This window comes from Aggregatibacter segnis ATCC 33393, from assembly GCF_000185305.1.
Classification (GTDB): domain Bacteria; phylum Pseudomonadota; class Gammaproteobacteria; order Enterobacterales; family Pasteurellaceae; genus Aggregatibacter; species Aggregatibacter segnis.
This window is the reverse complement of sequence record NZ_GL622200.1, coordinates 931,703-952,934: the sequence shown is the minus strand read 5'-3', so window position 1 is coordinate 952,934 and position 21,232 is coordinate 931,703. Positions and strand designations below refer to the sequence as shown.

Sequence of the window (21,232 nt, the reverse complement as noted above, 5' to 3'; positions counted from 1 at the left end):
TTTGATTTAATTAGAAAAGTGCGGTGAGTTTTCAAGGTATATTTCATATAAAAAAATCGCCCTACTGCGGAACAATAAGGCGATTTATTTTTAGATAAATAAGTCAGAATATTATTTTGCGTCTTGTGCGGGCGCTGCTACCGGTGCAGGATTAAATTTTTGTTCTAATTCGACACTTTGTTTTTGTAACTCGGTCATCGCATTTCTTAATGCTTCAGCTTTTTCTGCATAAGCTTTTTGTTGTTCCGGTGTTTGTGTCGGGTTAGTGAAACTCATATTAGCCTGATCAACCAATAAACCACTCGCCAAGCTTAATACATTTTTTGTTTGCTCTTTGATAGATTTAATTGATTCTGCTTTTACATCTAATGCATCTAAGCTTGTAATTGTATCTTTTACTGATTGATTAAATGTTTCAATCGCTTCTTTCACTTTTTTCTCATCTTGAGCTTGAACTGCAGCCACTAAATCTTGTTGGAATTTTTGTTGTGATTGTAACTGTGTTTGTTCTTGTGCCTTGTTCCAATCGACTAATTTTTGATAATCACCCTTTTCATCTACTTTTACTTCTGATGCGGCTTGTGTTTGTGCTGTTTCCGGTTTCGCTTCTGGTGCTTTGTCTGCCGGTTTGTCGCAAGCTGTTAAGAAAAGAGCCAATAATGCGGTCGCGCTAATTTTTGTAAATTTGTTCATGAAAAATCCTTATTAATTGTTGATGAAAATTACTCTATTACGAGCAAAAGACGGGGCATTAGACATAGCATGCAATGATGCGTTCAATCTTTTTAAATATAAAAAAACTCCGAGAATTTCGGAGTTTTTCATGATTAAACGCGTTTGAAGTCAACGTGAACCAATTTTGGTTTGAACGGGTGACGTTGCATTGCTTGTACTTTTACTGCAACTTCTTTACCGTCGATAACTAAAGTAATCACATCGGAATAGAATGCATCGTGTGCTTGAGCGTTGTTAACTTCATCATGATTTAAGATGATAGAAACCGGTGCTTCGCTACCACCGTAAACGATAGCAGGAATTTGACCGTTATGACGCAGGCGGCGGCTCGCACCCTTACCTTGCGCTGTACGAACTTCAGCGTTAAATTTAAATGCCATTGTTATGTTCTCTTTTGTAAAGATTAAAATTAAAAAATCGCAGGCGACCCAGCGATTTCCACAAATTTTGCTCAAAGCCTGAACTTTGAGGTGGTGCATTATAATGAATTCGTGGTGCTAAAGCAAACGAAAATCTTGTTAATTTTCCTAGATATTACGCTAAAAAACGGGCTAAAATAAGGCGTTATTTTTATTGAGTTAAAAGAGTATTCGATGGAATTTTTAATTAACTTTTTTAGTGATTACGGCTATTTTGCCGTGCTATTTGTTTTGATTATTTGTGGTTTTGGCGTGCCGATTCCCGAAGACATTACCTTAGTGTCCGGTGGTGTTATTTCCGGTTTGGGTTATACCAATGTGCATATCATGTTAGTTGTGAGTCTATTTGGTGTCCTCTTAGGTGATAGCACTATGTATTGGCTGGGACGTATTTATGGCACAAAAATTTTACGTTTCCGCCCTATTCGACGCTTTTTAACCTTAGAGCGTTTACGTATGGTTCGGAGCAAATTTGAACAATATGGCAATCGTGTTTTATTTGTTGCCCGTTTTTTACCGGGATTACGTGCACCGATTTATATGGTTGCCGGCATTACCCGTCGCGTGAGTTTTATTCGCTTTCTTTTATTAGATTTTTTTGCCGCCATTATTTCTGTACCTATTTGGGTTTATTTAGGGGATTTCGGGGCAAGTAACTTGGATTGGCTACATGAGCAAATCAAAAAAGGACAGTCCATTATTTATATTTTAATTGCGCTTTTAGCAATCTATCTGGTCTGGAAATGGCGTAAAGGACGTAAAAATACTGGCAAAAAAGCATAAAGTGCGGTCAAAAATCAAAACGTTTTTCTAGTTACTTTAAGCCCATAAAACAAAACCCCATTCAGATTCAAATGGGGTTTCTTTTTATCAGGAAATTATTTCTCGAGATTTAATGGCTCAATGTGCCAAATATTTTCCGCGTATTCCTTAATGGTGCGGTCGGAAGAGAAATAACCCATGTTAACAATATTTTGAATCGTGCTATCAATCCATGCATCACGGTTTTTATATTTTTCATCCACCAATTTTTGTGCGTCCACATAGCTGCGGAAATCAGCAAAGGCTTGGTAGAAATCGTGATATTGTAAACCCTGTAATAGCTGTTGATAACGGTTCGGATCGTTTTCGGAGAAACGGCCGTTAATAATTTGATCAACAACGTTTCTGAGTTCCACATCCTCTTGATAGAAATTAAATGGACAGTAACCGTCGCGACGTAACTTCTCTACTTGTTCTACGGTATTACCGAAAATAAAGATGTGGTCTTTGCCGACATTTTCCAAAATTTCTACGTTTGCACCATCCAATGTACCCAAGGTTAATGCACCATTTAATGCAAATTTCATGTTACTGGTACCGGAGGCTTCCGTACCTGCTAAAGAAATTTGTTCAGAAATATCTGCAGCCGGAATGATCAATTGAGCCAAGCTTACGCTGTAGTTCGGGATGAAGACCACTTTTAAGCGGCCACCCAAACGGCCATCGTTATTGATGACATTCGCAACATCATTAATTAAATGGATGGTTTGTTTCGCTGCATAATACGCCGATGCTGCTTTACCAGCTAAGATAAACACACGAGGTTGCCAATCTTTTTCCGGATGCTCTAACATGGCGTTGTAACGAGCAATAATATGCAACACGTTCAAAATTTGACGTTTATATTCGTGAATACGTTTTACTTGAACGTCAAATAACGCATGGGGATCCAAATCAATGTTTAACGTTTTCTTCACGTAATTTGCCAATTTCACTTTATTTGCAAATTTAATATCGGCAATGGCGTGTTTGAAATCTGCTTCATGGGCGTATTGTTTTAATTTTTCGATTTGGCTTAAATCGCAACGCCAATCAGAACCGATATATTTATCAAATAACGACGCTAATTGTGGGTTTGCCACAGCAAGCCAACGACGCGGGGTAATACCATTAGTCACATTAGTGAAACGTTCCGGATAAATACGCGCGAAATCCGAAAAAGTAGATGTCACCATTAAGTCGGAATGAATTGCCGCAACACCGTTGACCTTGTGCGAACCAACCACGGATAACCAACCCATGCGAACTTTACGTTGATACCCTTCTTCTACTAAAGAAACGCGACGAATGAAATCTACGTCGGTAGTGATGTAGGTTTTGACGTATTCCAAGAAATGATCGTTAATTTCAAAAATCATTTGTAAATGACGCGGTAAGATTTTCGCCATCATTTCTACCGGCCAGGTTTCTAACGCTTCAGACATTAATGTGTGGCAAGTATAAGAGAAAATGCGACGGGTCATATCCCAGGCTTTTTGCCATTCAAAGCCTTCTTCATCAATTAAAATGCGCATTAACTCAGGAATCGCTAATGCCGGGTGAGTATCATTTAAATGAATTGCCACTTTATCCGCTAAATTTTCCATGCTGTCATGGGTACGTTTATGGCGACGGATAATGTCTTGCAATGAAGCGGAAACCAAGAAGTATTCTTGACGTAAGCGCAATTCACGGCCATTCCAAGTGGAATCATCCGGATAAAGCACACGAGAAAGATTTTTAATAGAGGCGCGGCTTTCCACGGCAGCAATGTGTTGACCGCGGTTAAAGTCTTCTAAGTTGAAAAGTTCACCGGCATGAGCAGACCACAAACGTAATGTGGCCGCAGAATCATTTTTATAGCCTGGAATCACTTGGTCATAAGCAAGTGCGGTCACTTCTTCGCCTTTATTCCAGATACATTTTTTGCCTTCAAAATGAATATTACCGCCGAAAGAAACGGTAAAACGTTTAGACGGACGAATAAATTCCCAAGGAGCCCCTTTTTCTAACCAGGCATCCGGGCGTTCAACTTGTTGGCCATCTTCAATTTTTTGACGGAACATACCGTATTCATAACGAATACCGTACCCCATGCCCGGCAAACCTAATGTCGCAATAGAATCCATGAAACAGGCAGCCAAACGACCTAAACCACCGTTACCTAAACCCGGGTCCACTTCTTTTTCAATAATTTCTTCTAAATCAACGTTTAATTCGGAAAGGGCTTCTTTAGCGATGTCATACAACCCTTCTGCGATCATGGCATTGGATAAGGTACGACCAATCAAAAATTCCATTGATAAATAATAAACACGGCGGGAGTCTTCTGCTCTAGCTTCGCGTGCAGTGGTAATCCAACCTTCGGTGACGAAATCACGTACGGCATATAATGTGGCGTTTAGCCAATCCCGTTGACTCGCTTCTTTTGGTGAGCGGCCAATTAAAAAAATCAGCTTATAAACAATCGTCTTTTTCAATGAATCGACATTGACTTCAGGTCGATCATATAGGAATGGAGAATCGAAATTATCCATTATCATAAAAATAGTCCTCAGTTAATAAAAAAAGCGGGTGAATTTTAATCATTCAAAATAAAAAAACAACAACAATCTTCTGCGCAAATTTTGTTTTCTCTCTACGCAGAAGATAAGTATTTCATTAGTGAGATAAAATTCTTTGATATAAATGTTGGTAATGGGTTGCAGAGATTTGCCAACTAAAATCTTGTTCCATTGCAATGACTCGAACCGTTGCCCATAAACGTTGTTTTTTCCATAAAGCAAATGCCGTTTGTAACGCTTGGCGCAAATCATCCGCCGTCGCATGACTAAAGACAAATCCGGTTGCTGTTCGAGCTTGAATATTTTCCGCCGTGCTATTGACCACCGTATCCGCCAAACCACCCGTTGCACGAACTAAGGGTAACGTACCGTATTTTAAACCGTAAAGCTGTGTTAAACCGCAAGGTTCAAAACGGCTTGGCACTAAAATAACATCGCCACCGGCAACCATCAAATGTGATAACGCTTCATCGTAGCCAATTTTAACGGCAATATTTTGCGGATAGGTTTCCGCTAATTGACGAATACCGGCTTCTAAGTGCGGTGCGCCTGAGCCAAGAATCGCCAACTGTCCACCCTGTTTAACGATTTCATCAGCGCTTTCTAGCAATAAATCAACGCCTTTTTGTTCTGTTAAACGGGTCACCATGACAAACAATAGCGCATCAGATTGTTGTGGAAGATTGAAATAAGCTTGTAGATCCGCTTTGTTTTTCGTTTTGCCACCCATGTATTTCAACTTGTAACCATGTTGAATGTACTGATCGTTCATCGGATGCCAAATTTTTTCGTCAACGCCATTTAGAATGCCCACCAAGCGCCCTTCATGATCTAGGGTTGAAAGTAAGCCTTGTAAGCCATAAGCAAATTCCGGTGTGGTAATTTCTTTCGCATAAGTCGGACTAACGGCTGTCACGGCATCTGAATAATAGAGCCCGGCTTTTAAGTAAGAAATTTGCCCAAACAATTCTAAGCCATCTACATGGAACATACTGTGCGGCAAGCCGATTTCAAATAAATGGCGATAATCAAATTGACCTTGATAGGCTAAATTATGAATGGTGAAGACGGATTTTGCCGGACGCCCTTTATTAAATAAATACGCCGCCGTTAGACCTGCGTGCCAGTCATGGGCATGAACAACTTCGGCACGCCACCAACTATCTAAACCGGTGGTCAATTCAGCCCCAACCCACGCTAACAATGCGAAACGTTTGTAGTTATCGCCGTAATCATTGTAATTAGCATCGTGATAAGGGTTGCCTTCACGCGCATATAAGTGCGGTGCATCAATAAGATAAACGCCGACACCGTTATATTCGCCATAGCGCAAAACGATATGACCGGCAAAATTATCAAATTCTGTCACCACGGACGTGTGCGGAATGCCAGCCATAATCGCCGGATAAGCCGGCAACAAAATACGTGCATCAATGCCGATTTCTTTTTGTGCAAATGGCAATGCGCCCATCACATCGGCTAATCCGCCGGTTTTCAGTAAAGGATATAACTCCGAGCAAACGTGTAATACTTTCATTTTATTTACCTAATATGACGCACGTTTTCTAACGCGTGTCGTTATAAACAATTCTGTTACAGGCACAAGCGAAGACGCTTGCGCCTGTATTTACCTTCTTAAAGTGCGGTCACAAAATCCGAAGGATTTTGAACGTTGGCTTTGCCAACGGCTCCGAAGGAGCGAATAAATCACTTGCGTGATTTATGAGTAATAGTTAAAACGTTTTGAAAACTGACCGCACTTTATTTCACGTTAATCTAAATGTTCTTCCGAGAACACTTCTTGTCCTTCTAATTTTTTCAACATCGAAGGTGTCACTAAAATGACTTTACCAGTTGAACTGATGCGGAAGCGTTTGCTGTCCAATTCGCGATCAACACCGATTTGCATACCGTCCGGAATGACACAATGGCGGTCAATAATACAGTGTTTCAACACGCAATTTTTACCGACACTCACTTCCGGCAACACGACACTATGATCGATCACTGAGCCTTCATTAATTTTAATGCGATCAAATAACACGGAATAACTGATTGACGCATCGGTAATCACACAACCACCGCCGATAAGGGAGTTATCCACCGGCTTAACATTGGCATTTTTATAGAAGAATTTAGACGGATACGCTTGTACCGGGTTTCCGCGAATCGGCCAAGTTTGGTCATAAATATCTAATTGCGGATTTTCAGACACTAAGTCGATGTTTGATTGCCAGAAGCTATCCAATGTCCCCACATCACGCCAATAAATATCACCCTCGGTATTGCGACCCATGCAAGAACGGCTGAACGGATGGGCATATAACGTGCCTTCTTCCAAACATTTCGGCAATACATCTTTACCGAAGTCATGAGATGTGCAAGGCGTATTCACTTCGCGATCTAACATTTGATAGAGATAGTCTGCATCAAACACATAAATCCCCATGGAAGCCAACGAGGTATCCGGTTTGCCCACCATTGCCGGTGGATCTTTCGGTTTTTCCACGAAGGCTTTCACTTTCAGATTTTCATTGACTGCCATCACGCCAAATTCATGCGCTTCAGAACGTGGTACTTCAATACAGCCCACGGTACATTTTGCACCACTGGTCACGTGGTCTAACAACATTTGGCTATAGTCTTGTTTATAAATGTGGTCACCTGCGAGAATTAAGACGTATTTCGGACGGTAGTGATCACGAATAATCGCCATATTTTGATATACCGCATCAGCTGTACCGCGATACCAAGTGGAGTCATCAATTTGTTGACGCGCCGGGAGCATATCAATGAATTCACCGCGCTCTTGTGGTAAGAAAGACCAACCTTTTTGTAAATGACGTAATAAAGAGTGAGCAGCATATTGCGTGACGACACCAATGCGGTTTAAGCCGGAGTTAATACAGTTGGACAAAGCGAAATCGATGATTCGACGGTTACCACCAAAATAAAGTGCCGGTTTTGCACGTTTATCCGTTAATTCATGCAGACGTGAACCGCGGCCACCGGCCAAAATAAGCACTAAGGTGCTTTTAACGAGATCGTGTTTATTTAGATTAGCTTTCATAGTGAACTCCGTTATATTGTTTTAAGTATCCATTTTTTTCAACACACAAAACGCCATACCACCTACATCAACTTGCCGTTGTTGCTCCGTTAAGTTTGTTGTACCTGCCACGGCCTTCCAGTGTCCATCAAACGCGACGGGCAACATAAAAGACTGGGGTTCTGCTTTCGCATTGATTAAGAAAAGCCATTGCTGATCTAATACCACTTGCAGCGCTTTGCTTTCCCGATTATGCCAATCCTCGGTTCGCATTGATTCACCCTCAATGTTGAGCCAAATGACATTTTCATCTGACCACCAAACATCCCGTTGTAAACTTTGAATTTGTTTTCGTGTTGCAATCAGTTGTTTGGTCAAGTCAAATAATTCCTGATTGAAATCCTGCCATTTCAGCCACGTGATTTCATTATCCTGACAATAGGCGTTATTGTTACCGAATTGCGTGTTGCCGAATTCATCGCCGGCAAGCAACATTGGTGTGCCGTTGCCCAATAACAAACTTGCCAATAATCCGCTTTGCGCTAAAACACGCTGATTTTCCACCGTACTTTGGTACTCGTCATTTAGGTCTAATTGACTGCCCTCAATGCCATGGTTGTAACTGTAATTTTCATTGCGACCATCGCGATTATCTTCGCCGTTCGCCTCGTTATGCTTATGGTTATAACTCACCAAATCGCGCAACGTAAAACCGTCGTGAGCGGTAATAAAATTCAGGGTGGTGTGTGGCAAGCGTGTTTCTCGCTTGAACAGATCACTTGATCCGGCAAAACGTTCGGCAAATGCGCCCACTTCCCCACTTTTCCATAACCAAAAACGACACATATCATCACGGAAGCGGTCGTTCCATTCGGCAAAATAATGGGGAAAACGTCCTAATTGATAACCGTAATGGCCAATATCCCAAGGTTCGCTGATGAATTTCACCTGCTGTAAACTCGGTACTTGAGCGATATCGTCAAACAGTTTGGCGTGTGGGTTGAAATCCGGTGACTCACGCCCTAACACCGTGCCTAAATCAAAACGGAAACCATCTACATGGCATTCTTCCACCCAATAACGTAGGCAATCCACCACCCATTTTCGGGTGATGTCATTGGCGAGGTTCAGCATATTGCCGCAACCTGTCCAGTTAATATATTCGCCTTGTTCGTTTTGCCAATAATACGTCCGATCATCAATGCCACGTTGGCTAAAGGTAGGGAACGGTTTTTCTGATTCTGCCGTGTGGTTAAATACCACATCTAAAATTACTTCAATCCCCGCTTCATGTAATGCTTTCACCATGCTTTTGAATTCATACAACGGGTTTTCAGGGTTTTCTTCGGAGCAATACTTTGGCTCTACTGCAAACATGGCCAACGGGTTATATCCCCAATAATTTTGTAGTCCTTTTTCTTGCAAGTGCGGTTCGTTTACGTGGTAATTAATCGGCAACAATTCCACGGCGGTGATACCTAATGCTTTTAAATACGCCACACTTTGCGGTTGCGCCAAACCAGCATAAGTTCCGCGTAACTTTTCAGGTAGATCCGTGCGTAATTGGCTAAACCCTTTTACGCTGAGTTCATAAATCACGGTCTCTGCCCAAGGTGTTTTCGGGGCTTTATCGTGTTGCCAGTCAAATGCCGTCTCAATAATTTGACCTTTCGGCGCAAATTCCGCGTTATCTCGTGGATCATTTAACTGAAAAATCGACCGCACTTCTACCGAACTTAAATCCGGTTTACCCACCACGGCTTTAGCATAAGGATCAAGCATGAGCTTGTTTGGATTGGCTAAAGTGCGGTCATTTTCTGCGGTGATTCTAAAACCGTATTGCATACCGTTAGCCACACCGGAAAGCGCAATATGCCAAACATTTTCGCTGCGATGCATAGCAAAACGCTGCTCTTTTTTGCCATTCTCAAACAGGCACAATTCCACGGCATCCGCCACAGAAGAATACAGCGCAAAGTTAGTCATTTGCTCACCGTTTTCTTCATGTTGGCTATAACCGAACGGATAAGCCTTGCCCTCATTTTTTACTGCAACCATGCCTTATCCTTGATATTTCAAATAGAGGGTTGCCAATGGAGGAATCGAAACAGAAATAGAATGATCTCGTCCGTGGCTTGGGATTGCCTCACTTTCCACTGCACCGCAGTTACCAAGATTTGAGCCTTCGTAAAAGGATGAATCTGTATTTAAGATTTCGTGATATTGACCGGCAACATTCACGCCCATACGATAATCATGGCGTGGCACTGGCGTAAAGTTACTGATCACAATAATGCGCTCGCCTTTGCTGCTACGTCGTTCAAAGGCAAATACAGAATTTTGCGCATCATCCACGACCAACCAATCGAAGCCTTGCGGATCCGAATCCAGTTCAAAGAGCGGTGCGTTTTCGCGATAAATTTTATTGAGGTCTTTCACCAACTGTTGCATACCGATGTGCCATCTTCCGCCGATGGATTCGTCCAGTAAGAACCAATCAAGACTTTCGCGGTAATTCCATTCGCGCCCTTGGGCAAATTCATTTCCCATGAACAATAATTTTTTACCCGGATAGCCCCACATGTAGCCGTAATAAGCGCGTAAGTTCGCGAATTTTTGCCACGCATCCCCCGGCATTTTACCGATTAAGGAACATTTTCCATGTACTACTTCATCGTGGGAAAGCGGTAACACAAAGTTTTCGCTGTATTGATACACCATGCCGAAAGTCATTTGGTTGTGGTGATATTGGCGATAGACCGGATCTTTTTCCATGTAAGAAAGCGTGTCATTCATCCAGCCCATATTCCATTTGAAATTAAAGCCTAAACCACCGTTTTCTGTCGGATGTGTTACACCGGCAAAAGAGGTCGATTCTTCCGCAATGGAAACCGCCCCTTGCACTTCACTATGAATTTTCCAGTTGGTGTGTTTTAAGAATTCAATGGCTTCTAAATTTTCCCGTCCGCCGTATTGGTTCGGAATCCATTCTCCCTCGGCACGGCTGTAATCACGATAAATCATGGAGGCCACCGCATCGACACGAATACCGTCAACGCCGAAACGTTCAATCCAATATAAGGCGTTACTGGATAAGAAGTTTTTCACTTCGTTGCGACCATAGTTGTAAATGAGCGTGTTCCAGTCTTGATGGAATCCTTCGCGAGGATCAGCGTGTTCATATAATGCTGTGCCGTCAAACGCCACTAAACCATGGGTATCGCTTGGGAAATGCCCCGGCACCCAGTCCAAAATCACGTTAATGCCGGCCTCATGGGCGCGTTCCACTAAACGTTTAAACCCTTCCGGCGTACCAAAACGGCTGGTTGGAGAATACAGTCCTAGTGGTTGGTAGCCCCAAGAACCGTCAAACGGGAATTCGGAAAGCGGTAAAAACTCAATGTGCGTAAAGCCCATTTCTTTTACATAAGGAATCAATTCATCGCCGATTTGGTCATAATCCAACCAGAAATTATTTTCTAAATTACGGCGCCAAGACCCTAAATGCACTTCATAAATGGAAATCGGTTGATCCCATTGGTTGGCTTTACGACGGGCTTCAGTCATTGGCACGATGTCCGGCAACGCACTAATTTGTGACGCTGTATCAGGACGTAACTGTGAACTGAAGGCATAAGGGTCGGCTTTTAAGCGTAAATTGCCGTGGCAATCAATTAATTCGAATTTATACAACTGCCCTAATGCAACTTTCGGTAGGAATAATTCCCATACGCCACTTGCAGGGTGTAAGCGCATCGGATGGCGACGTCCGTCCCAATAGTTGAAATCTCCCACCACAGAAACTCGTTTCGCGTTCGGTGCCCACAAACGGAAGTTCACACCGGAAACACCATCACATTCGATAAAATGCGCACCTAACACTTCATACGGACGCAAGAATGAGCCTTCAGCTAAAAGCCATTCATCCAAATCATTAATCATTGGATGATAACGATAAGGGTCTTCAAGGATTTGCGATTCTTTACCCCAATACACTTGTAATTGATAGGCAAAGAAATCTCGGGTGTTCGGTACAACACCAGCAAAAAAACCTCTGTCATCTAAAGAATTCAATTCACAGACGGTGTCTTGATTTTCTTTATTAATGACACTAACACGACACGCATCCGGCAATAAAGCACGAATTTCAATGCCGTTATCGGTTTCGTGCATACCCAATACGGAAAAAGGATCAGAATGTGTTCCATCAAAGAATTGATTAATCACGGATTGCGCTACTAGTTGGGTCATAATAAATCCTCGCTAAGCTCTGCGGGCTTGATTAATTAAAGAGAAAAATGCGGTCATTTGCGCATCATCAAAAATAAGTTCTAAAGATTGGCTTAATTTTTTTCGCCAATTCGGATATTCCGTTGAAGTGCCCGGCAAATTGAATGACACTTCTTGGCTCAATAAATTTTCTAATTGCACGCCCACCAAACGGCTTTCACTTTCTGCCAAATAACGGTGAATTTGACGGTTCAAATTGTCGTGCATAGCCATACTTAAAGCATCGCCCCAATAATCAGGCGGTAAATAACCGTCGCGGTGCAAACTGTCTAATAAAGCTTGTTTATCTACGACGCGTTGATCGTATTTTTCTTTTAACACGTCGCCCTCTAAAATGCCGAGCTGACCGAACAACGCCAAATCAAGGCAGTGCCAGAAACTTTGTAAAGAAGGCACATCATGGGTGCCGATGGTGGCAAAGGCATGTGGTGGGAAATCCTGTTTAAGCGGATACATGTTGTTGCATTGGGCAAAATACAACACAAAATACGAGAAAATACGAAACTCGTTTAATTTCAACCGCACTTCATCAGGTACTGTACCTAAATCCTCACCAATCACTAAACACTGGTTGCGTTGGCTTTCAATGGCGAGAATCGCCATCAGCTCATCAAATGGATAATGCACATAAGCGCCATCTGCCGCGGTTTTATTTTCAGGAATCAGCCACAAGCGGAATAAGCCCATCACATGATCGATACGCAACACGCCAAAGTTCTGCATATTGGCACGCAACATCTCAATAAAAGGTTGGAAACCACGGGCTTTTAACACGCTTGGATTGTAGGGCGGCAAATTCCAATTCTGTCCGACAGGGCCCAACGGATCAGGTGGCGCACCGACAGATGCGTTGACACAATAAAGTTCCGGGTCTGACCACACATCGGCACTTCCGCGAGAGCTGTTTACAGCCAAATCGCCATAAATGCCAAGTTGCATTCCCACTTGACGGCATAACGTTTGTAGCTCACCTAATTGTTGTAATGTCGCCCATTGCAACCATGCAAAGAATTCCACTTTTGCTTCATGTTCTTTTAACAAGGCTTTGCGTTCACGCGCTGAGAGCATTTGCCATTCTTTACGCCAGCCCAACCAACCAATGGTATTTTCTTCCGCCTGTTGATGTTCATGCTCAATGCCATCTAACACATTAAAGAGCCCTTGCAATAACAATGCTTCACCTTGTGCTTTTTTGAAAGCATCAAAATCTTGGCGACGGGCGATGATTTGTGCAGATTTACTACGTTTAAAGAAATCAAATAGTTGTTCAAGTGCGGTCAGTTTTAGCTGCATTATTTCACCGTAAGCCACGGTTTTGGCTTCACGCAAGGAGGTTATTTGTTCTTGCACAGGTGTGGAATGAAACCAAGTTTGCACGGAACGGGATAATTTAAATTCCGGCAAGGCGGCAACATCCAAATAAATAAAATTCAACCAACGACGGGAGGACGAACTATAAGGGCTTGCCCATTCCGGCACGGCGGGATACATCAAATGCAACGGATTAATGCCGATAAAATCCGCCCCCTGTTTTGCGCCCTGCTCAATTAAATAAGCTAAATCACCGAAGTCACCAATGCCCCAGTTCGTTTGAGAACGTAAGCTATATAGCTGAACATTGATCCCCCAGGCTTTTTTTGATTGCAAGACCGGTGGTTGATAGGCGGTACGCGGCGCTAACAACACACGAATCACATATTTTTGATTCGCCGTGGAAAGATTTAATTGATAGTAACCAAATGGTAATGAAGGCAATAAAAGCGATTGGCTTGAAGAACAGGTTTGTTCAACACATTTTTTACCTTGTTCATCAAGAAGTTGAATAGTTAAGGAAACAGGCTCGGAAAGGGATAAACGCGCTAAATCGTAATGAATCGGCTCGTTCTCAAAGACGGTAATCACATCATCGAACGCGCCTTTTTCCCGTTTACTCGGCGGTTGTAAAAGTGCGGTGAAATAATGCAACGTTTCCGGAGGGGCATAAATCAAATGCCCGTCGATATCATAATGAGAAAGCGAAATGCCAACGTCTTCAGCAGATCGTTTAAGAGAATCAGAAACTTGCATACGAACCTACAACTCAATACAACATAAAAATAACGATTTATAAGTATTGTAGTGAAGGGGCAGGTAAAAACAATGTTTTTAATCCAAATTAGTGATCTCTATCAAAATAAATCTTTCAGTATTTACAAGCATTAAGCGTTAATTTGGGCTGAATTTTCAATCGTCTGTTTGGCGAATAAAAAAAGCTCACTTAACGTGAGCCTTTTAAAAAGAAGGATGCATTTTGATGTCATGAATCGTTTAACGCTTAAACCGATTGTTCTTCATCCACAACAAACTCAAACCAATCAATGACATCACATTCATGAATACCGTTTTGGATTAACACGCCTGCACGTTTAACGCTGTCAGGATCACCGCTAATTAACGGGTGCCATGACGGCAACGGTTTGCCTTCATAAAGCAAACGATAAGCACAAGTGGTGGGAAGCCAGCCAAATTCAGGTAAATTGTCTTTGGTCAGTTTGGTGCAATCCTCTTCTAACTCAAAACGTTTCAAATAATGACCGCACTTTCCTGTTTCCAAATCCAATAAATTGCACGCGATACGGGTGTAATATAAACGCTCATATTTGCCCTCGCCATCAATATATTTACGATAACAACACTTGCCGCAACCATCACATAATGCCTCCCATTCGGCATCATTTATATCAAGCAGGTTTTTGTGTCGCCAGAAATCAGGTTCTAATTGCATAGGATTATTTACCGGGTTGGTTTTAAAAGCGGAAATTATAGTGAGGAACGCAGCCTGTGACAAATACTGAAAGAAAGGTTTAGAAAAACAAAAAAGTGCGGTCAATATTGACGATGTTTTTCAACGGAAAAAACACATCGGATATTGACCGCACTTATCCTTAAAAATAACAGATTAACGATAGGTGACGCGTTCGTTATCGTTTAAATGAATGGTCGTTTCAGCTAATTTGGTTTCTGCAATGACCTTACCATGACGAATAGAATAACGCGTCGGCACTTGACGACGTACTGCATCAAAGCCATTTTCTGCCGGTAAAATGATAAAGTTAGCGACATTCCCCTCTTCCACGCCATAACCTTGCAACCTTAGCGCTTTCGCACTGTTTTCAGTCACTAATTTTAAGCCGTCGTTAATTTGTCCGTAGCCCATGAGTTGGCAAACGTGTAACCCCATGTGTAACACCTGCAACATATTCGCTGTTCCCAACGGATACCAAGGGTCGAATACGTCATCATGGCCGAAACACACGTTGATATTGTTTTTCAGCATTTCTTTCACGCGCGTCACACCACGGCGTTTTGGATAAGTATCGAATCGACCTTGCAAATGAATGTTGACGAGCGGATTAGCCACAAAATGAATTTTGGATAATTTTAACAAACGGAAAAGACGAGAGGCATAGGCATTATTGTACGAATGCATTGCAGTGGTATGGCTTGCCGTCACTTTGTCGCCCATTTCATATTTCAACGCTAACGCGGCAACTGTTTCCACAAAACGGGATTGTTCATCATCAATTTCATCACAGTGAATATCAATTTGTTTGTTGTATTTACGCGCAATATTGAAGGCAATATGCATAGATTCCACACCGTATTCACGGGTGAATTCAAAATGCGGAATGCCACCCACCACATCTGCGCCCATTGCCATGGCTTGATCCAACAAGGCTTCGCCGTTCGGATAAGACAAAATTCCCTCTTGTGGAAATGCCACAATTTGAAGATCGACCCAAGGAGCCACTTCTTTTTTCACTTCAAGCATGGCTTTGAGTGCGGTTAACGTGGGGTCGGACACATCCACATGGGTACGCACATGTTGCACGCCATTTGCGATTTGCCATTTTAAGGTTTTCCACGCACGGGATTTTACATCCTCATGGCTCAACAAAGATTTTCGTTCAGCCCAACGCTCAATCCCTTCAAATAAAGTACCGGATTGGTTCCAGTTCGGTTGTCCTGCGGTTTGTGTTGCATCCAAATGAATGTGCGGTTCAACAAACGGCGGATACACGATGCCCTGTTCGCCGTCTAAAATGTCACCGGAGAAATCAATCTGTTCTTCGTTAGGCAGAATACGGGCAATCTTGCCGTCTTCAATGGTAATCTGCCATAAGCCTTCACGGCCGTTAATATGAATATTTTTAACTAACATTTATCGATCCTATTTGAACGCCAATTTTTTACCGAATAACGGCGTTAACACAAAATAAGCCGCCGCACCGCCAATGACAGCATTTAACGGAATAATACCCGGCAAGAATTTACCGCACGCGATACCGATAGCCACAGAGATAATTGCCGTCCAGTTGATGCTAACAAATCTGGCTTGTTCAAAATTGGCATAGGCTTTATTACGCAAAATATAGTCGGCAATGATGACGCCACCAATCGGTGGAATCGCGGCAGATAAAAACGTTAACCAACCCACAAAGTTGTTGTATAACCACAAAGCGCAAAGCGTACCGATCACACCGTTTAATACCGATAATGGACGGCTACTCCAGCCCGTAATGTTGGCGAAACCCAAACCGGAGGCATAAAGTGCGTTATCGTTAGTTGTCCAAATGTTTAAACCAAGCACAATAATCGCCGGCAGAATTAATCCTTGTGCAACCATCACATCAGAAATATCAGACATCCCGGTCACCGCTGCTCCGGCGGCGCCAAAGACGAACATTAATGAGTTGCCCAAGAAGAACGCAATCATGCTGATTAAAATCGCTTGTTTGGCTTTGCGTCCAAAACGCACGAAGTCTGCCGTTAATGAACCGGCGCTGATGAAAGAGCCCACAACCAAGGTAATGGCCATTGGTAAGGAAATGTCGTCTTTCGGCATGATATTTTCTAACACAGATAAGCCACCGGCATCTGTTACCGCCAAATACACCGAATAAGAACCAAGCACCGCAATTGCCGGCACCGCAATGGTGGAAAGAATGGTCAGTGCGGAAATACCGAAAAAAACCGTAATGGTCATTAATAAACCTGAGCCTAAAATTAAATAGTTCACATCAATACCGGTAACTTTATTAACCGGAATCGCAAACATCGCCACCCCGACACCAAACCAGCCCACTTGGGTGCCCCCTAAAATTAAAGATGGCAACCAAGAGCCTTTCACACCAAAGGAATAACGCGCTAAAACATGGGTCGTCAAGCCGGTTTTTGCACCGATGTAGCCAAGAAATGACGTGTAAATCCCTAACATTAAGTTACCGATGATCACGGCTAACCAGAAATCATGGTAAGTGAGTGATGTGCCCAGCGTGCCGCCCGTCCACATACTTGCAGAGAAAAAGGTTAATCCCAGCATAACAAACGTCAGTGCCACCGCACCTTTACGTTCATGTTGTGGAACGGGCTTCAAACTAAAATTTTCAGAACTCATTTTTGTATCCTTTCAAAGTAAAAAAATCGGCAAATTCTAATTCTTAGCCAGGCCAAAAGCAAACGTTTGCTTTATAAAAAAAATAAAAAGTGCGGTCAAAATTCAACGTGTTTTTCAATTAAAAAACATCGTCAAAGTTGACCGCACTTTCTCTCGCACTACCCTTTCAGCTGCGATAAACGTCCTTCTTCATCAAAAATACCGACAATTTCTTTTTCACCACGACGGGCGATTAAATGGGTTTCCGTATTTTCGATAATGCGATATTCCTTTGCCGTCACATAATTTTGTAGCACTTTTTTCTGGGCTTTAATTTCAAATAAAGAAATGAATTGCGGATAAACCGACAAGATTCTCAAATGTTCTTCTTCCAAAGAGAATGTCTTGCGTAAACTACGATCTTTCACCGTCACCAACAATGCACCCGCACCAAAATTGCCCACGTAATACCCGTCAGACTCAAACATCCCCAACGCGACCAAACCAAAACTATGCACGTCATTTAAGGCAAGTTCCCGATTGGGTTTTGTGAGTTCATCAATTTTGTATTTTTTGCCGTAAGCACGAAATTCTTTCGCTTGTTCCAACAACTTCGCCGGAATATTGGTGGCTTGGTTTGCCCAACTCCAAAGCCAGGTTTGACTCTCAAAAGAAAAAGAACCCAACACCTGAACCGGATAAGTATATTGCTCGCCGAAGGTAATTTTCCCGGCTTTCAAATCCACGTTCCACTCCAAATTCTCTACTCGTTCTGCGAAATCAAGCTGCTTTTCAAACCCAATAATGGCATAGCAATCGTATAAGCCGGAAAAACTTTTATAGCCGCTAAATTGAATCATGCCGAATATTTTTTTAAATAACACGAAGGTTTCTCCTGATTGGTTTAATAAAAGTGCGGTGCGTTTTTAAATTGTTTTTTAGATCTGATAAAAAACCGCTAAAAGATGATTAACTTACATAAATTCCGCAGAAAATTCGATAGCGAAGGAACAATAAATTCTTTAAAATGCGGCGTCTTTGATATTCAGGACACTTTTTATTCATGAAAATATAAGGATTCTATGATGAAAAAATTCTATCCGGTTTTATTATCAGCAAGTATTTTAGCATTAGCAGGCTGTGCAACTGAAGGTTCTCGTACCGTAGAAGTGCAAAAAGTCAACAGCTACAACACCGCTTATCATGGCGTAAAAGCACCGATTTCTGTCGGTAAATTTGATAACCGTTCAAGCTATCAAAATGGCGTATTCTCCGATGGCGTAGATCAATTAGGAAATCAAGCAAAAACGATTTTAGTTTCTCATTTACAACAATCAGGCCGTTTTAGTGTGTTAGATCGCACCAATATGTCTGAAACTGCAGCAGAAGCAAAAATCAAAGGTAAAAAACAAACCTTAAAAGGCGCAAATTATGTGGTTACCGGCGATGTCACGGAATTTGGCCGTAAAACCGTTGGCGATCAACAATTATTTGGCATTTTAGGTCGCGGAAAACAACAAGTGGCTTACGCGAAAGTCACCTTAAATATTGTTAACACACAAACATCTGAAGTGGTTTATTCCGTTCAAGGTGCCGGCGAATACAATCTTTCTAACCGTGAAGTATTAGGCTTTGGCGGTACATCAGGATACGACTCAACACTCAATGGCAAAGTATTAGATTTAGCCATTCGTGAAGCGGTAAACAACCTTGTTTCAGGTGTTGAAGCAGGTCAATGGAAACCGGCTAATTAAGGGTTAGATAATGAAGAAATTAACACTTCTTGCATGTTTGTCTGCCGTCGCTGTATTGACGGCTTGTTCATCAGGGCACAAACAACACTCACTCTACACTTGGAATGGTGATGTTTACCCTTCTTCTGTTTATCAACACCTAACACAAGAAGGTGATCCGCAAGAACAACTGCAAAAATTAGAAGAACTGGCTCAACTGGATGGCGGTAACAAAGTGCCACCCGGTTTATACGCACAAATTGGACTTCTTTATGGGCAATTAGGGAATCCGGGAAAAATGGCTGAATCTTATCAAAAAGAAATGAGCCTGTTTCCTGAATCGACGCAGTACATCAATTTCCTGTTAAATAAAGGAAAAAAAGTAGAGACAGCCCAAGAAAATCGCGCAAATAAAAAAGCGAAAAAAGGAGAGAAAAAATGAGAAATATTTCACTCTATTTAGCCATGGCTTGCGCATTTTTGCTTTCAGCGTGTTCTGCAATGAAGCCAACGCCGTATGACTATACCAACTATTTAGAGAGCAAACCGCAGTCTATTCTTGTATTGCTTCCAACCGATACCACCAATGATGTAAAAGGCTCCCCGGCTGTGTTGGCACAAGCCATTTCGCCATTGGCTGAAAATGGTTACTATGTTTTTCCACCGGCTCTTGTTTATCAAACCTTTAAAAATAACGGGTTAACACAAGCGCAAGAAATTCATAACGTCAACCCACAAAAATTACGCGAGATTTTTGGTGCGGATGCCGTGCTCTACATTAATGTGGACGACTACGGTGTGAATTACCAAGTGTTCGACAGCGTGACCAGAGTAAAAGTGAGTGGCAAACTCGTTGACTTACGCAATGGTAAAACCTTGTGGGAAGGCAAAGGCTATGCGGACGATGCCGAAAGAAATAACAACGGCGGCGCACTTGCTATGCTTGTGACGGCAGTTGTTAAACAGATTGTCAATAACGTGTCTGATAAAGGATATAAAGTGGCAGGATGGGCAACCGGAAACATGTTAGGTCGTTCTTGTAATGGCTGCTTGCTTTACGGTCCGAGACATCCATCCTACGGACAAGATCCTCAATTAAAGATGCCTAAATAATCCCCTTTAGATAAACCAAAGGCTGATTTCGACACTGTCAATATCAGCCTTTTTTAATGAATAAGTGCGGTTAGTTTTTGAGAGGTTTTAAAATTCTTTGAAAATTGACCGCACTTTATATCCCAATTCAAACTGTATGCATCTTAAGTATCAAACAGCGCTGGTATCTTTAGTCGAACTTAACATTCTTTGGGCATAGTTTTCGAAGCTGCCAAGTGATTAATATTCTCAGAAAAAACCACCTCAAACTTATCATCTTTTGAGCAAAAATTTAAGAATTCTATTGCATTATTACAGTCATCACTTAAAGAAATACAACCATACCCTTTTTCTCCCAAAAATATTGACTTTATTTTTTTTCTTCTTAGAATCGTTCTTTGGATTACAACCCTAGTACCTAGCATCAAAGGAAACTTCATATGAAATACACATTAAGTTTGTTAATGATATTAACCTTGTCCGCTTGTGGAGTAGTCGGTAATAAGACCATTTCTGACAATTCGTTAAAAAATAAAGCCGCATTTGCATTAAATGTTCCGGCTGAAAGTATTAGAATTTCTAATCGCCATGGAGACATCGATTCAGTCAAATTCGTAGCAACAACAGGCGGTAAATCATACTCTTGCTATGTAACCACTGTCATGGGAGCAGTTTCATCTGACGCCTTATGTTCCGGTTCAAATGTTCATGGCGGCAAAGGAAGTCGAGGAGGATCGAGTTGTAACGCTTTATTGAAAGCTGCTGGCCGCTGCTAATAATTGCCGTAAATCGAGCAAAAGGTCGTCTGAAACTATTTCAGACGACCTTTTTTATAAATCATATCTTGCTCTTTTACTCTTGAGTTTTCCCCCCACGATGGCGCAAGCGTCCTCGCTTGTGCCTATCAACTAAAAGTGCGGTCACAAAATCCAAAGGATTTTGAACATTAGTTATCCCAACGTTTATGGGTAAAATTCGCAATTTTTTATTAAACAGCACCAGCGTGGACGCTGGCGCTATCATTGGGGAATGAGATATCAAAATTTGCTTAAAATAAGCATCATTGAAAATACAAAAGTGCGGTCAATTTTTGAGAGATTTTAAAACTCTTTGGAAATTGACCGCACTTTATT

17 protein-coding genes are annotated in these 21,232 nt (G+C 42.0%); 5 read left to right on the top strand and 12 right to left on the bottom strand.

From position 1 onward, the window contains the following. Window positions 1-111: 111 nt before the first annotated feature. Together HMPREF9064_RS04975 and rplY are read right to left on the bottom strand one after the other, a co-directional pair. On the bottom strand, window positions 112-693 hold the full coding sequence (locus HMPREF9064_RS04975; RefSeq protein ID WP_006718181.1) for a hypothetical protein: 582 nt from the start codon (window positions 691-693) through the stop codon (window positions 112-114). A gap of 134 nt (window positions 694-827) precedes the next feature. Then, the gene (rplY, locus tag HMPREF9064_RS0109460) at window positions 828-1,115 is read right to left on the bottom strand and encodes a 50S ribosomal protein L25 (RefSeq protein WP_032997871.1); all 288 of its coding nucleotides are present in this window, start codon (window positions 1,113-1,115) and stop codon (window positions 828-830) included. A gap of 213 nt (window positions 1,116-1,328) precedes the next feature. Here rplY and HMPREF9064_RS04980 point away from each other — a divergent pair, with 213 nt between their 5' ends. Continuing rightward, the gene (locus HMPREF9064_RS04980; protein WP_006718177.1) at window positions 1,329-1,937 is read left to right on the top strand and encodes a DedA family protein; all 609 of its coding nucleotides are present in this window, start codon (window positions 1,329-1,331) and stop codon (window positions 1,935-1,937) included. Window positions 1,938-2,032: 95 nt separating this feature from the next. Here the strand turns inward: HMPREF9064_RS04980 and HMPREF9064_RS04985 are convergent, their stop codons facing one another. From HMPREF9064_RS04985 to HMPREF9064_RS05030, 10 genes are all read right to left on the bottom strand, one after another. Then, on the bottom strand, window positions 2,033-4,498 hold the full coding sequence (locus tag HMPREF9064_RS04985) for a glycogen/starch/alpha-glucan phosphorylase (RefSeq protein WP_006718175.1): 2,466 nt from the start codon (window positions 4,496-4,498) through the stop codon (window positions 2,033-2,035). 118 nt (window positions 4,499-4,616) lie between these two features. Next, window positions 4,617-6,056 carry a glycogen synthase GlgA gene (gene glgA, locus HMPREF9064_RS04990; RefSeq protein ID WP_006718173.1) on the bottom strand — a complete coding sequence of 480 codons (1,440 nt, stop codon included), beginning with the start codon at window positions 6,054-6,056 and terminating at the stop codon, window positions 4,617-4,619. A gap of 234 nt (window positions 6,057-6,290) precedes the next feature. Further along, window positions 6,291-7,589, bottom strand: coding sequence for a glucose-1-phosphate adenylyltransferase (gene glgC / locus HMPREF9064_RS04995; protein WP_006718172.1), 1,299 nt, complete (start codon window positions 7,587-7,589; stop codon window positions 6,291-6,293). 21 nt (window positions 7,590-7,610) lie between these two features. After that, complete coding sequence (gene glgX / locus HMPREF9064_RS05000; RefSeq protein WP_006718169.1) at window positions 7,611-9,626, bottom strand: glycogen debranching protein GlgX; 2,016 nt, start codon at window positions 9,624-9,626, stop codon at window positions 7,611-7,613. Window positions 9,627-9,629: 3 nt separating this feature from the next. After that, entirely contained in the window at window positions 9,630-11,819 is a 2,190-nt protein-coding gene (gene glgB / locus HMPREF9064_RS05005) for a 1,4-alpha-glucan branching protein GlgB (RefSeq protein WP_006718167.1), read from the bottom strand. Window positions 11,820-11,831: 12 nt separating this feature from the next. Further along, entirely contained in the window at window positions 11,832-13,925 is a 2,094-nt protein-coding gene (gene malQ, locus HMPREF9064_RS05010; RefSeq protein WP_006718166.1) for a 4-alpha-glucanotransferase, read from the bottom strand. A 247-nt stretch (window positions 13,926-14,172) separates the two neighbouring features. Beyond that, window positions 14,173-14,622: a YcgN family cysteine cluster protein gene (locus HMPREF9064_RS05015; protein ID WP_032997869.1), complete on the bottom strand. Its 450-nt coding sequence runs from the start codon at window positions 14,620-14,622 to the stop codon at window positions 14,173-14,175. 174 nt (window positions 14,623-14,796) lie between these two features. After that, a complete protein-coding gene (locus HMPREF9064_RS05020) occupies window positions 14,797-16,059 on the bottom strand; it encodes a cytosine deaminase (RefSeq protein ID WP_006718162.1) in 1,263 nt (420 codons plus the stop codon). 9 nt (window positions 16,060-16,068) lie between these two features. Continuing rightward, window positions 16,069-17,295, bottom strand: a complete 1,227-nt coding sequence (gene codB / locus HMPREF9064_RS05025) for a cytosine permease (protein ID WP_006718160.1) — start codon at window positions 17,293-17,295, stop codon at window positions 16,069-16,071. Window positions 17,296-17,453: 158 nt separating this feature from the next. After that, on the bottom strand, window positions 17,454-18,158 hold the full coding sequence (locus HMPREF9064_RS05030) for a DUF6882 domain-containing protein (protein WP_006718158.1): 705 nt from the start codon (window positions 18,156-18,158) through the stop codon (window positions 17,454-17,456). A 201-nt stretch (window positions 18,159-18,359) separates the two neighbouring features. On the opposite strand from HMPREF9064_RS05030, the gene HMPREF9064_RS05035 reads away from it, so the two are divergent. The 4 genes from HMPREF9064_RS05035 to HMPREF9064_RS0109455 all read left to right on the top strand — a co-directional run bounded on the left by HMPREF9064_RS05035 (window position 18,360) and on the right by HMPREF9064_RS0109455 (window position 20,875). Next, window positions 18,360-19,028, top strand: coding sequence for a CsgG/HfaB family protein (locus HMPREF9064_RS05035; RefSeq protein WP_032997867.1), 669 nt, complete (start codon window positions 18,360-18,362; stop codon window positions 19,026-19,028). A gap of 10 nt (window positions 19,029-19,038) precedes the next feature. Then, window positions 19,039-19,449, top strand: coding sequence for a DUF4810 domain-containing protein (locus tag HMPREF9064_RS05040; RefSeq protein WP_006718155.1), 411 nt, complete (start codon window positions 19,039-19,041; stop codon window positions 19,447-19,449). After that, complete coding sequence (locus HMPREF9064_RS05045) at window positions 19,446-20,120, top strand: DUF799 domain-containing protein (protein WP_006718153.1); 675 nt, start codon at window positions 19,446-19,448, stop codon at window positions 20,118-20,120. The genes HMPREF9064_RS05040 and HMPREF9064_RS05045 overlap by 4 nt, the downstream gene beginning before the upstream one ends. A gap of 419 nt (window positions 20,121-20,539) precedes the next feature. Beyond that, on the top strand, window positions 20,540-20,875 hold the full coding sequence (locus tag HMPREF9064_RS0109455) for a hypothetical protein (protein ID WP_032997866.1): 336 nt from the start codon (window positions 20,540-20,542) through the stop codon (window positions 20,873-20,875). Window positions 20,876-21,232 lie beyond the last annotated feature (357 nt).

What these genes read in the sequence shown, in the direction of transcription:
- HMPREF9064_RS04975 (WP_006718181.1), bottom strand. Translation starts at nt 693, where the DNA reads ATGAACAAATTTACAAAAATTAGCGCGACCGCATTATTGGCTCTTTTC.
- rplY (WP_032997871.1), bottom strand. Translation starts at nt 1,115, where the DNA reads ATGGCATTTAAATTTAACGCTGAAGTTCGTACAGCGCAAGGTAAGGGT.
- HMPREF9064_RS04980 (WP_006718177.1), top strand. Translation starts at nt 1,329, where the DNA reads ATGGAATTTTTAATTAACTTTTTTAGTGATTACGGCTATTTTGCCGTG.
- HMPREF9064_RS04985 (WP_006718175.1), bottom strand. Translation starts at nt 4,498, where the DNA reads ATGATAATGGATAATTTCGATTCTCCATTCCTATATGATCGACCTGAA.
- glgA (WP_006718173.1), bottom strand. Translation starts at nt 6,056, where the DNA reads ATGAAAGTATTACACGTTTGCTCGGAGTTATATCCTTTACTGAAAACC.
- glgC (WP_006718172.1), bottom strand. Translation starts at nt 7,589, where the DNA reads ATGAAAGCTAATCTAAATAAACACGATCTCGTTAAAAGCACCTTAGTG.
- glgX (WP_006718169.1), bottom strand. Translation starts at nt 9,626, where the DNA reads ATGGTTGCAGTAAAAAATGAGGGCAAGGCTTATCCGTTCGGTTATAGC.
- glgB (WP_006718167.1), bottom strand. Translation starts at nt 11,819, where the DNA reads ATGACCCAACTAGTAGCGCAATCCGTGATTAATCAATTCTTTGATGGA.
- malQ (WP_006718166.1), bottom strand. Translation starts at nt 13,925, where the DNA reads ATGCAAGTTTCTGATTCTCTTAAACGATCTGCTGAAGACGTTGGCATT.
- HMPREF9064_RS05015 (WP_032997869.1), bottom strand. Translation starts at nt 14,622, where the DNA reads ATGCAATTAGAACCTGATTTCTGGCGACACAAAAACCTGCTTGATATA.
- HMPREF9064_RS05020 (WP_006718162.1), bottom strand. Translation starts at nt 16,059, where the DNA reads ATGTTAGTTAAAAATATTCATATTAACGGCCGTGAAGGCTTATGGCAG.
- codB (WP_006718160.1), bottom strand. Translation starts at nt 17,295, where the DNA reads ATGAGTTCTGAAAATTTTAGTTTGAAGCCCGTTCCACAACATGAACGT.
- HMPREF9064_RS05035 (WP_032997867.1), top strand. Translation starts at nt 18,360, where the DNA reads ATGAAAAAATTCTATCCGGTTTTATTATCAGCAAGTATTTTAGCATTA.
- HMPREF9064_RS05040 (WP_006718155.1), top strand. Translation starts at nt 19,039, where the DNA reads ATGAAGAAATTAACACTTCTTGCATGTTTGTCTGCCGTCGCTGTATTG.
- HMPREF9064_RS05045 (WP_006718153.1), top strand. Translation starts at nt 19,446, where the DNA reads ATGAGAAATATTTCACTCTATTTAGCCATGGCTTGCGCATTTTTGCTT.
- HMPREF9064_RS0109455 (WP_032997866.1), top strand. Translation starts at nt 20,540, where the DNA reads ATGAAATACACATTAAGTTTGTTAATGATATTAACCTTGTCCGCTTGT.